The organism is Spiroplasma endosymbiont of Acasis viretata, from assembly GCF_964031275.1.
In the GTDB taxonomy this organism is placed as follows: Bacteria; Bacillota_I; Bacilli_A; order Mycoplasmatales; family VBWQ01; genus Spiroplasma_E; species Spiroplasma_E ixodetis_A.
Genome location: NZ_OZ035019.1, coordinates 846,012 through 858,876, shown reverse-complemented (window position 1 = coordinate 858,876; position 12,865 = coordinate 846,012). Strand labels below are relative to the sequence as shown.

Annotated in this window: 10 protein-coding genes and 4 pseudogenes; 12 read left to right on the top strand and 2 right to left on the bottom strand. The window is 22.1% G+C overall.

From position 1 onward, the window contains the following. Positions 1-1,170 precede the first annotated feature (1,170 nt). Positions 1,171-2,148, bottom strand: coding sequence for an IS3 family transposase (locus AAHM96_RS04780; RefSeq protein WP_342272797.1), 978 nt, complete (start codon positions 2,146-2,148; stop codon positions 1,171-1,173). A 1,137-nt stretch (positions 2,149-3,285) separates the two neighbouring features. Here AAHM96_RS04780 and AAHM96_RS04775 point away from each other — a divergent pair. From AAHM96_RS04775 to der, 11 genes and pseudogenes are all read left to right on the top strand, one after another. Then, a complete protein-coding gene (locus AAHM96_RS04775; RefSeq protein WP_342272805.1) occupies positions 3,286-4,128 on the top strand; it encodes a ParA family protein in 843 nt (280 codons plus the stop codon). A 37-nt stretch (positions 4,129-4,165) separates the two neighbouring features. Next, positions 4,166-4,363 (top strand): annotated as a pseudogene (locus tag AAHM96_RS04770) (transposase); the annotation flags it as partial. Between the two features lie 70 nt (positions 4,364-4,433). Then, positions 4,434-5,251, top strand: a pseudogene (locus AAHM96_RS04765) (IS5 family transposase). A gap of 11 nt (positions 5,252-5,262) precedes the next feature. After that, a pseudogene (locus tag AAHM96_RS04760) lies at positions 5,263-5,860 on the top strand (IS5 family transposase); the annotation flags it as partial. Between the two features lie 27 nt (positions 5,861-5,887). After that, positions 5,888-6,109 (top strand): hypothetical protein, encoded by a 222-nt coding sequence (locus AAHM96_RS04755; RefSeq protein WP_342272804.1) that lies wholly within the window; start codon positions 5,888-5,890, stop codon positions 6,107-6,109. Between the two features lie 86 nt (positions 6,110-6,195). After that, a complete protein-coding gene (locus AAHM96_RS04750; RefSeq protein WP_342272803.1) occupies positions 6,196-6,453 on the top strand; it encodes a S1 RNA-binding domain-containing protein in 258 nt (85 codons plus the stop codon). A gap of 15 nt (positions 6,454-6,468) precedes the next feature. Further along, a complete protein-coding gene (locus AAHM96_RS04745) occupies positions 6,469-6,840 on the top strand; it encodes a hypothetical protein (protein ID WP_342272802.1) in 372 nt (123 codons plus the stop codon). A gap of 99 nt (positions 6,841-6,939) precedes the next feature. Then, positions 6,940-7,730: pseudogene (locus AAHM96_RS04740) on the top strand (IS5 family transposase). A 215-nt stretch (positions 7,731-7,945) separates the two neighbouring features. Further along, positions 7,946-8,593: a hypothetical protein gene (locus AAHM96_RS04735; RefSeq protein WP_342272801.1), complete on the top strand. Its 648-nt coding sequence runs from the start codon at positions 7,946-7,948 to the stop codon at positions 8,591-8,593. 16 nt (positions 8,594-8,609) lie between these two features. Then, a complete protein-coding gene (cmk, locus tag AAHM96_RS04730; protein ID WP_281749412.1) occupies positions 8,610-9,281 on the top strand; it encodes a (d)CMP kinase in 672 nt (223 codons plus the stop codon). Between the two features lie 27 nt (positions 9,282-9,308). Next, complete coding sequence (der, locus tag AAHM96_RS04725; RefSeq protein WP_342272800.1) at positions 9,309-10,640, top strand: ribosome biogenesis GTPase Der; 1,332 nt, start codon at positions 9,309-9,311, stop codon at positions 10,638-10,640. Positions 10,641-11,004: 364 nt separating this feature from the next. Here der and AAHM96_RS04720 read toward each other — a convergent pair whose 3' ends face one another. Further along, positions 11,005-11,442, bottom strand: a complete 438-nt coding sequence (locus AAHM96_RS04720; protein ID WP_342272799.1) for a hypothetical protein — start codon at positions 11,440-11,442, stop codon at positions 11,005-11,007. Positions 11,443-11,553: 111 nt separating this feature from the next. Here AAHM96_RS04720 and AAHM96_RS04715 point away from each other — a divergent pair, with 111 nt between their 5' ends. Beyond that, complete coding sequence (locus tag AAHM96_RS04715) at positions 11,554-12,531, top strand: IS3 family transposase (RefSeq protein WP_342272797.1); 978 nt, start codon at positions 11,554-11,556, stop codon at positions 12,529-12,531. Positions 12,532-12,865 lie beyond the last annotated feature (334 nt).

The window sequence follows — 12,865 nt, the reverse complement described above, 5'->3', positions numbered from 1 at the left end:
GTATACGGTTTATCTTAAAGGACTTTATTACATTATAACATATTAAAAACTTATTAAAGTAAACTTTAATAAGAATTTTTGACTTATAAAAGTAAGTATTATTGTTGACTAATATTTAGTAAGTGTTAAGATTAACTTACAATTGCATATTGAAGTCAAAATTATTCTCGTCTAACTTTATAATTTTAAGACAAATTTGAATATTATTGACAACATCGGTATGCTCCCTATTTATATTATAAAATTAATTAAAGCATTAATAATAATTTATAATAATGATTAATCAAAATATATTATATACAGTATGAGATTCTATTGTAATTTGGTTTAAATTTGTTATTATTATATTTGTCCTAAAACTTTAGGACAAAACATCAGTTTAATTAATTTAAAATTGTAAATTTGGCTTTATGCCCTTATATGAGTAATTTTCATGTAAGGGTTTTGTATTTTAATTTATTGATATGAGTCTTTAATTTAGTTTAAAAACTCAATTTAATATCTATTCCAATTTCATAAATTAATATTCCCACTTACCCTTAAACCAAAATTTATACAGACTAATAATTAAAAACATTTTAAAATTTATATCATTATAATTTAAAAGTATTAAGTTTAAGGTCAAATTTACTCTTTTATGGTAATTAAGTTTGTTTATAGTAAAAGTATTATTAAAACTTTAGAAAATGAGGTTTATTAAATGCATAATATTATAAATTGTGGAATTTATTTTGCCAATGTGCCATGGTGGTTGGCCCTTAATTACTGGACCATTTTTGATATAAAATTCTAAATTTTAATTTGTAAAATTGGTGGTTTTAGAAATTTAGAATGTATTCTTTCATAATTATAAAACATAACATATTGATTTACATCATTTATAGCTTCATTGATGGATAAATATTGATTTGATCCTTTAGGTAGTCATTCTTGAGATAAATGAGAAAATCAGTTTTCAGATAATACATTACCACCAATATCATAAGGTTGTTTTTTGCTTAAAATTATTTGTTTATCCTCTGCTCATTTTGTGATATCGTGACAATAAAATTCGTTGGCGTTATCTGAATGTAAAATAACATTTTTTACTTGATTTCAAGAAAATTGTTTGTTGATTTTTTCAAGAGGGTGGTTGGCCCTTAATTACTGGACCATTTTTGATATAAAATTCTAAATTTTAATTTGTAAAATTGGTGGTTTTAGAAATTTAGAATGTATTCTTTCATAATTATAAAACATAACATATTGATTTACATCATTTATAGCTTCATTGATGGATAAATATTGATTTGATCCTTTAGGTAGTCATTCTTGAGATAAATGAGAAAATCAGTTTTCAGATAATACATTACCACCAATATCATAAGGTTGTTTTTTGCTTAAAATTATTTGTTTATCCTCTGCTCATTTTGTGATATCTTGACAATAAAATTCGTTGGCGTTATCTGAATGTAAAATAACATTTTTTATTTGATTTCAAGAAAATTGTTTGTTGATTTTTTCAAGAGCAGGAAGAATTAAATCCTGATATGATTTATTAGGAGCAATATTATAACTAACAACATTATTTGAATAAAAATCAATAATTACAAAAAGATATAATCATCCTTCTTTAGTATTTATTTGTTTAGTGTCCATTGATCAAATTTGATTTGAAGAGGTTGTACTTTTATAATCTTTGTTTACTTTATCCATTGTAGGTATTCACTTATTTGGATTTTTTTTGTTTTTAGGATAGTTATTTTTAGTTTGTTTTAATCCTTGAATATTGTGTTCTTTCATAATTTTTCGCATTTGTTTTATTGATAATTCTATATTTAAAATGATATTTTTTTCTTGTTTTAATCACTCTTTAAAAGCTGAAAAAATTCTTAAATATCCATAAATTCTGCCTTTTCTTGTAGAATGAAATTCGATTAAAAGTTGGCATATTTTTTGATATTTATGATTGCATTTAATAATATGATTTTCTTCTTTTTTAATAGGTTTTTGTTTATTTTTTAAAAAGTAATATGTTGATCTGTTTAATTGAAGATATTGACATAGGTTTCTAATTGAATATTGATTTTTACAATCATCAATAATTTTAATTTTTTCTTTGATATTTAATTTGTTAATTACTAATGCTATTTGTTTAATTTTATCCATTAATAAAAATCCTTTCAGGTTAAAATTAGTGTTAATTATATAACACAATTGTTTTTAGAATACATTCAGGTTTTTTAAATTAATGGTCTAGTAAAAAGGGCTAAGTGGCAAGTGGCAAGTGGCATATAACAAAAAAATGAACAATGCCCATTCAAAATTGAAATACAGCAATTGCTCATTTTATGATAAAATTTGAAGATAGAATTAATCTAAACTAGTACTTTGTAAAACAAAGATACACAGATTACATAAAAGCCTCAAAAAAGATTTAGAAAAAAGCGAAATAATTAATTTATCTTTAATTAAAGAAGATAAAGAAAATATAAATAATCAAATAGTTTTAACATTTGCAAATATATTTAATAGAGAAATTAAATTAATTAAAGAAGATATTTTAAAAATAAAAAAAGAATTATTAATTTAAAATTGTAACACCATATTCCCCACTTAGAGTTAAACTTTTAAGTGGGTTATTTTTTATTTACTTAGTAAAATTAATGTAGTATTAATTAATTTTTAAAAGCAGAATAGGAAATTGATATCAATACAAGAACAAATTAGTATTGTTTTTTATCACAAAAATTAGTTGATGTTTTTAAAAGAGCATTAGAAGATTTAAAGTTTGAATATGAAGATAAAGAAACATTCCATTCAAAATCAAAAAAAGGAAAATTAATAATATCTTTGGTGATTTTAACTTATAGCCATCAATCGATATAAACATTGAGATAAATATAAATATCGTTATGTTTATCTTTCTAATTTAGCATTAGGTATTAAAAAATATCAAAGCAGTACTAATCATTTACAAATTAAAGTTTTATCTTTAATTACTGAAAGTAAATATTTTTTATTGTATTTAATTAACTGAAAAATGTATCAATTATGTAAATAATATTTTTTTATTCATATAAAAACAATTTTTAAGTTTTAGATTTCAATAGAATATATAATAGACTTGGTGCAAAACCTTTAATTTTAATAATTTAATGATTATTATCAATATCAAAGGTTTTGCACCAAGTCTATTTAAATAATTTAATAAGTAATCAATAATATAAAATAAAAATATAATAAAAAATTTAAATAAGTATTTATTAAAATGTTTATTTTTAAATAAATTTAGGAGTTTTTCTTATGTCAAAGGTTTTATCCTTTATTAATAATAAAGGCGGAGTTTTAAAAACTACTTTAACTATAAATTGTGCTAGTGTTTTAGCAATTAAGGGATATAAAGTATTGATTATTGATATGGATGCACAAGGTAATGTTGGATCTAGTTTTGGTCAAAATGTAGAAGCATTAAAATATACTATTTATGATGTTATATTTAACGAAATAGATTTTAAAAAAGTTTTGTTAAATTTAGTTATTAAAAATGATTTAGGTGGTGAGATTGATATACTTCCTTCAAATTCAAATATGATTTTTTTTGAAAAAACAATTATAAAAAAATTCTTAAATCAAAAAACAGATGAAATATATATGTATAAAAATTTAATAAATTTAATTCAAAAATTAAAAAATGATTATGATTATATTTTTATTGATAGTCCTCCAAGTACTAGTATTGTTATGGATAATATTTTATTTGTTGTTGATGAAATTTTTATTCCAATTCAACCAGAAGCATATAGTTATCAAGGTTTTAATAGGCTATTATTATATATCAACCGATTTAAACAAGATTATGGATTAAAAACTTTAATTAAAGCAATAATTCCAACAATGGTAAATCAAAGAACAAATTTACATAAAATTATGATTGAGCAACTTAAAAAAGAATCTAAAAAAGAAAAAATAATAATAACTAAAACAAATATACCAATATCAATAAAACAAGCCGAAACTATAACATTTTTTAATTTACCAGTAATATTAAATAAGCCTAAAAATGTTCATTCAAAAATATATTTTGATTTATGTAAAGAATTAAACTTATTAAAACTAAGAACCTGTTTAAAATCTTTTAGAGAATAGGATAAAATGATTATATATTTTAAAATAAGAGGTATATATGTGTAAAAATTATCCTAGTAATGTTAGCAAAGAGCAATTTGAAAATATAAAATCAATTTTAGAAAATACTAAAAAGAGAACTAAACCAAGAAGTTTAGATTTATATGAAGTATTTTGTGCAGTTTTATATGTATTAAAAAGTGGTTGCCAGTGAAGAATGTTACCAAAAAATTTTCCAAAATGACAAATTGTATATTAGACTTGGTGCAAAACCTTTAATTTTAATAATTTAACGGTTATTATTAATATCAAAGGTGATAATTATTATGTTAAAAAAATACAAAGATGAACAAGAATTTTATAGTTTAGTGGGAATAAAACTACAAACATTTCAAAAAATGGTTGAAATTTTAAAAAAAGCTGAAGCAATTAAAAAAGCAGTTGGTGGTAAACCTAATAAATTATCAATAGAAAATCGTTTATTAATGACATTAGAATACTGAAAAGAGTATAGTAGTTATAGAGTTATTGCAAAAAGATATAATATTAGTCATACTAGCTGCATTCGTAATATTTTTTGAATTGAAAATACTTTAATAAAAAGTGGAATTTTTAATTTATCTGGCAAAAAAGATTTAATCAAAAATAAAGGAATCAATAATACTTTACTAGCTATTGATGCTACTGAAACTCCAATTGAAAGAATTAAAAAAAACTAAAATTACTTTTTTCGGGTAAAAACAAACATCATACTCTTAAATCGCAAATAATTATTGATATTTTAAATGGAAAAATTATTTCAACCGCTTTTTGTTTTGGAAGCATTCATGATTTTAAATTACTTTTAAAATCTAAAACTTTTATTCATCCAGAAAAACAAGTTTTTGTTGATTCAGGTTATCAAGGAATACAAAATATTCATAAAAATACATTTTTGCCATTTAAAAAAAGTAAATACAATAAATTAATACCAATTCAAAAAGAATACAATAAAACTTTAAGCAAAATTAGAATTAAAATTGAACACGTATTTGCTAAACTAAAACGTTTTAAAATTTTAACTTTAAAATATCGCAATAAAATACGAAGATTTGCATTAAGATTTAATTTAATAGCAGGAATATATAATTTTGAATTACCTTAGTTTTGCACCAAGTCTATTATTATTTTCAAGCTTGAAGTAAAAATAATGATAAAGAACCTAGTGTATTACAATTAGTTTTAAAAAAAATTAGTCAAGGCATTTCGTATCAATAATGGTAGAAAAGAACAAACTAGTTTTTGCATAATTGATTCACAAAGTGTTAAAAATACAGATACTACTAAAAATAAAGGTTATGATGCTGGTAAAAAGATTTCAGGAATAAAGCGTCATATTGCTGTTGATTCTCAAGGTTTACCACATGCAATTTACATAACCACAGCAGAAAAAACAGATCGTAATAGTGCTATAATAATGATTGAAAATGAAAAAGAGAATCTTTCTGCAGTTCAAAAAATACTAGTAGATGCTGGTTATACTAGTGAAAAATTTGCTTCTAAAATTAAAACAATTATAAATGCAAATGTTGAAGTTATAAAACGTAATGAATTACATTCTTTTGTAGTATTACCAAAAAGATGAGTTGTAGAACGAAGTTTTGCATGATTAGAAAAATGCAGAAGATTATGAAAAAATTGTGAAAAAAAATTAAATACTAGCTTACAAATGGTTGTTCTTGCCTTTATTTCAATTTTATTAAAAAGATTTTAAACAGGTTCTAAGAGAGGATGAAAAATAATGACTAAAAAAGAACCGAAATTAGATGCTTTTAAAAATTGAAATAAAGATTTAGAATTAAAACCAAAACAGGAGAAAGATAAGTTAACTATTAATGAAACAGATAATTTAGAAAAATTAATTTTAGAAAATCAAAGTAATCTTGAAATAATTAAAACAGGAAATCGAGAAAAAAAATTTATACAACTTTTTATTTATCAAAACATGATGTTGAAAAATTAAAAAAGATTGCAAAATTAAAAAATACTTCTCAAAGTCAAGTTATTTCAAATTTAATTAATTTTATAAAAATTTAAGGGGTGAAATTAATGAAACAAGCACAGTTTAAAATTGGAGATATTATTGAAGTATCAATTAATAATATTGTAAATTTTGGTGTTTTTTGTAAATGTCCAAATAATTACACAGGACTAATACATATTTCTAATATAAGTAACAGTTTTGTAAATAATGTAGGAGATTATTTTTCAATTGGTGAAGTCATCAAAGTTGAAATTATTAGTATTGATAATGATAATAAAAAACTTTCATTAAGTACTAAAAATTTAAATATAGACAAAAAATAAGGAGTAAATAAAATAATGACTAAAAAAGAAAATAAACTTAAAAAAAGTATAAAAGAATTTAATGAAGTTATAGAAAAATGTAATCAGGATATATTAGATTTAAAAAAACAAAAAAATGGAAAATTTAAAAATATTTTTTTTAAAATAATAAGTTTTGGGTTTTATGATTGAAATAGAAAAATTGAAAACAAGATAAAATATAATAATTCTATAATAGAATTATTTAAAGAAAAAATATTACAAACCAATAAAATGATTATAAAAATTAATAATCAAAAAAATGCAATGGTAAAAAAACAAAATATTGAAAATGAAATTTCTGAATCAAAAAATATTAACATTTCTTCTAAATCAGAAGTATCATTACAACAAGAGGAGAACAAATAATATGAAAAAAATATTAACAACAATAACTCTTAGAACCTGTTTAAAATCTTTTAGAAAATAAAGTAAAATCATTATATACTTTAAAAGTAAGAGGTGTATATGATTAAAAATTATCCAAGTAATGTTAGTAAAGAGCAATTTGAAAACATAAGATTAATTTTAGAAAATAGCAAAAAGAAAACAAAACCAAGAAATTTAGATTTATATGAAGTGTTTTGTGCGGTTTTATATGTATTAAAAAGTGGTTGCCAGTGAAGAATGTTACCAAAAAATTTTCCAAAATGACAAATTGTATATTATTATTTTCAAGCTTGAAGTAAAAATAATGGCAAAGAACTTATTGTATTGCAACTAATTTTAAAAAAAATAAGTTATAAAAATTCGAGTCAATAATGGTAGAAAAGAACAAACTAGTTTTTGTATAATTGATTCACAAAGTGTTAAAAATACAGATACTACTAAAAATAAAGGTTATGATGCTGGTAAAAAGATTTCAGGAATAAAACGTCATATTGCTGTTGATTCTCAAGGTTTACCACATGCAATTTACATAACTACGGCAGAAAAAACAGATCGTAATAGCGCTATAATAATGATTCAAAATAAAAAAGAAAATCTTTCTGCATTTCAAAAAATACTAGTAGATGCTGGTTATAGTGGTGAAAAATTTGCTTCTAAAATAAAAAGAAATTATAAACGCAAATGTTGAAGTTGTAAAACATAATGAACTACATACTTTTGTAGTATTACCAAAAAGATGAGTTGTAGAACGAAGTTTTGCATGATTAGAAAAATGTAGAAGATTATGAAAAAATTGTGAAAGAAAATTAAATACTAGTTTACAAATTATTATTCTTTCATTTATTTCAATTTTATTAAAAAGATTTTAAACAGGTTCTAATATTTTATTTTAATAATGTTTAAAACAAAACTAAGCAAAAACAATTATTTTTTAAAATATTATCAATATTATCAATAGTTAAATTTGTATATTATAATGATTTTATATATTTATGTTATAATCAAGAAAATTATTATTACTATTAAAAATAAATCAGTATTGGAATTTTTTAAATATTAATTTGTGGGTGCTTTAATGACAAGAATGGAAAAGTATAAAAGTTTACGTGAACAAATTACTAAAGAAATTAAAGAAAATAGTAAGCTTTGAGAACAAGAACAAAAAATAGAAAATTATTATCAGCAACTAATAAAAATTGATCAATCATATTTTGAGCCAATTTTTCAAAAATTAAATTCTGATTTAAATTTAGTTAATTTTGAAAATTATTTTATTAAAAATAATGAAGAACATTTAGATGATAATGATAAATTAATATTGGAAAATATGTTAGAAAATATTAATAATATTTTAAAAAAATATAGTGAAAATATTGATTTTGAAATAGTTGATGTGCCATTAATAAGTACTAACTTGGAATATCAAACGTTAATTAATAGTATGCATAATAAAATAAATGAATTTCAAAAAGACTTAGAAAGTAAAATTCATGATGTCAAAAATTTTGTTAAAAATTTAGAATTTAAATATAAAAAGTATAAAATAAATAATAGTGATCTTAATAAAGTACTAAAAGAAATTAATCAAGAACATAATAATTTTCAAGATGAATTACAAAAAATTAAAATTAAGCATAATTATAAATGAAGTTTAACAGTATTTAGTATTATCATTATTTGTTTAATTTTAATAGTCGTGTTAGTATTATCATTAATATTATTTATTAAGTAGAGAATGGAGAAAAACAATGTACCCAAAGATTAATATTGCAATAGATGGTCCAGCAGCTAGTGGTAAATCAGCGGCAGCATATTTGCTTTCTAAAAAAATTGATTATCAATTTATGGATACAGGAATTATGTATCGTAGTTTTACTAATCATTGTTTAAAAAATAAAATTGCTTTTGAAAGTGAAGATTTAATACTTGCAGCACTAGAACTTTTTGATATAAGATGAGTTAATGGTCATTTTTTATTTAATGATCAACCACCAACAGAAGAAATTTATGATAAAAATGTTACTAGTAAAGTACCAATAATTGCTTCGTTATCTGAAGTTAGAAAAGTTATGGTTGCTAGAATTCAAGAAATGGTTAGAAGTCAAGGCTTTATTGTCGTTGGCAGAGATATTAGTAGTGTTGTTTTACCTGATGCTCAATTAAAGATTTTTTTAACTTCTAGTTTACACGCTCGTAGTGAAAGAAGATATAAACAGTATATTAAAGAGGGTATTAATATTACGCAAGAACAAGTATATAACGATATGGTAATTCGTGATAATGTTGATAAAACTCGTAGCACTGGCCAACTAGTAATTGTTGAAGATGCAGTTATTTTAGATAATAGTGATTATAATTTACAAACGACCGTTGATAAATTAAAAATTTTATATGATAATTACTTTAGTCATAAAAAATAATATTTTAAATATAAGGATTTGAATAAAATGAATAAGTTACCAAAAGTAGTAATTGTAGGACGCCCTAATGTTGGTAAATCTTCAATTTTTAATCGTATATTACAAAAAAAAGTAGCAATAATTGAAGATATGACTGGAGCAACTAGAGATCGAATTTATGGCATTGGTGAATGATTAACACAAAATTTTGTGATTATTGATACGGGTGGTATTACTAAAACGATTACTAATTTTACTCAACAAATCAATCAACAAGTTAATATTGCTTTAGCTGAGGCTGATATTGTTTTATTTGTTTGTTCTTATCAAGAAGGTCTAACTCACGAAGATGAAGATATTGCCAAATTATTATACAGAACTAAGAAACCGGTTATTATTATTGCAAATAAATATGATAATGTTCAAAAAGATAATGATAAAATTTATGATTATTTAAAAGTTGGCTTTGGCGAACCAATTTTAGTATCTGCTAGTCATGGTGTTGGTTTTGGTGATTTATTAGATATGATAATTACTAAGTTACCAAAAGAGGTTCATACAGAAAAAAAAGAAAATATTAATTTAGCAATTATTGGTCGTCCCAATGTTGGTAAATCAAGTTTAGTTAATACTATTCTTCAAGAGAATAGAGTTATTGTTTCACCAATAGCAGGAACAACAACTGATGCTATTGATAGTAATTTTGTTTATAATAAAAAACAATATTGTGTTATTGATACTGCGGGAATTCGTAGAAAAGGAAAAATTACTGAAGATTTAGAAAAATATAGTTTAATTAGAACTACTAATGCCATTGAACGTAGTGATATTGTTTTGTTTTTATTAGATGGTAGTGTTGAAATTCAAGAACAAGATTTAACAATAGCAGGAATGGCAAAAAATTTAGATAAGCCAGTTATTATTATTGTTAATAAATGAGATTTAGTTAAAAAAAATGAAAAAACAATGCAAGAGTTTACTAAAAAAATTAAAGAAAAATTTAAATATCTTGAGTATTCTTTTGTTGTATATTTATCTGCTTTAGAAAATACTAGAATTCATACTTTATTTGCTACTATTAATGAAGTATTAGTTAATATGAATTTAAGAATTAAAACAAGTATTCTTAATGAAATAATTAATAAAGCTCAATTAATTAATGAGCCGCCTTACTTTAAAGGTGGTAGATTAAAGATATATTACACAACACAGGTTGAAAAAAATCCGCCTACTTTTATTTTAATGGTAAATGATCCACAACGATGTCATTTTTCTTATGAACGTTTTTTAATTAATCAAATTCGTGAACGATTTGGTTTTCAGGGTGTACCAATTAAATTAAGATTTAGAATGCGTAAGTCATTGTATAATAAACAATAAAAAAGTGTAAAATTTTGTGATTATATTTATTTTAAAGAAAATTATTGTATAATAATATTTATTAAATTAAGATAAAAAACTAATGATTAGAAAGTGTAAATGATTATGCTAAATTTTTTAACATTAGAATCGCACAATAAAAGTTTATCAACATCGGCAATGTGAATAATGTTTATCATTGGTTTGATTTGTGTTGGTATTATTTTTCTTGTGTTTTTTTTTATTTAAAAGAAAATTACGTAAAGAAAGGAGCCTGATTAACGAGCAATTTTTATTTAAACCAAAAAAAGTTACATATCAAGTTTTTCATTTTTGAAATAAGGTGGTTGGCCCTTAATTACTGGACCATTTTTGATATAAAATTCTAAATTTTAATTTGTAAAATTGGTGGTTTTAGAAATTTAGAATGTATTCTTTCATAATTATAAAACATAACATATTGATTTACATCATTTATAGCTTCATTGATGGATAAATATTGATTTGATCCTTTAGGTAGTCATTCTTGAGATAAATGAGAAAATCAGTTTTCAGATAATACATTACCACCAATATCATAAGGTTGTTTTTTGCTTAAAATTATTTGTTTATCCTCTGCTCATTTTGTGATATCTTGACAATAAAATTCGTTGGCGTTATCTGAATGTAAAATAACATTTTTTATTTGATTTCAAGAAAATTGTTTGTTGATTTTTTCAAGAGCAGGAAGAATTAAATCCTGATATGATTTATTAGGAGCAATATTATAACTAACAACATTATTTGAATAAAAATCAATAATTAGGTGGTTGCCACTTGCCACTTGCCACTTAGCCCTTTTTACTAGACCATTAATTTAAAAAACCTGAATGTATTCTAAAAACAATTGTGTTATATAATTAACACTAATTTTAACCTGAAAGGATTTTTATTAATGGATAAAATTAAACAAATAGCATTAGTAATTAACAAATTAAATATCAAAGAAAAAATTAAAATTATTGATGATTGTAAAAATCAATATTCAATTAGAAACCTATGTCAATATCTTCAATTAAACAGATCAACATATTACTTTTTAAAAAATAAACAAAAACCTATTAAAAAAGAAGAAAATCATATTATTAAATGCAATCATAAATATCAAAAAATATGCCAACTTTTAATCGAATTTCATTCTACAAGAAAAGGCAGAATTTATGGATATTTAAGAATTTTTTCAGCTTTTAAAGAGTGATTAAAACAAGAAAAAAATATCATTTTAAATATAGAATTATCAATAAAACAAATGCGAAAAATTATGAAAGAACACAATATTCAAGGATTAAAACAAACTAAAAATAACTATCCTAAAAACAAAAAAAATCCAAATAAGTGAATACCTACAATGGATAAAGTAAACAAAGATTATAAAAGTACAACCTCTTCAAATCAAATTTGATCAATGGACACTAAACAAATAAATACTAAAGAAGGATGATTATATCTTTTTGTAATTATTGATTTTTATTCAAATAATGTTGTTAGTTATAATATTGCTCCTAATAAATCATATCAGGATTTAATTCTTCCTGCTCTTGAAAAAATCAACAAACAATTTTCTTGAAATCAAATAAAAAATGTTATTTTACATTCAGATAACGCCAACGAATTTTATTGTCAAGATATCACAAAATGAGCAGAGGATAAACAAATAATTTTAAGCAAAAAACAACCTTATGATATTGGTGGTAATGTATTATCTGAAAACTGATTTTCTCATTTATCTCAAGAATGACTACCTAAAGGATCAAATCAATATTTATCCATCAATGAAGCTATAAATGATGTAAATCAATATGTTATGTTTTATAATTATGAAAGAATACATTCTAAATTTCTAAAACCACCAATTTTACAAATTAAAATTTAGAATTTTATATCAAAAATGGTCCAGTAATTAAGGGCCAACCACCGAATTTTATATCAAAAATGGTCCAGTAATTAAGGGCCAACCACCGCCAACCACCGTAAAAATCTTGAGTTAGATAAATCAAAAATAAATAGTGAATCTTCTTCAAGTGAAAGCAAAAACTCTAGTAGTAAAAATAGTAATCAGTTATAAAAAAAACAATTTTTTTAATTAAAATAAACTTCAATATGAAGTTTATTTTAATTTATTTTTTTAATCTTAATTAAGATATTGATGAAATTAGCATTTATGTTATTAAAAATAGTGTTTATATCTTAAAAGATATATAATAAAA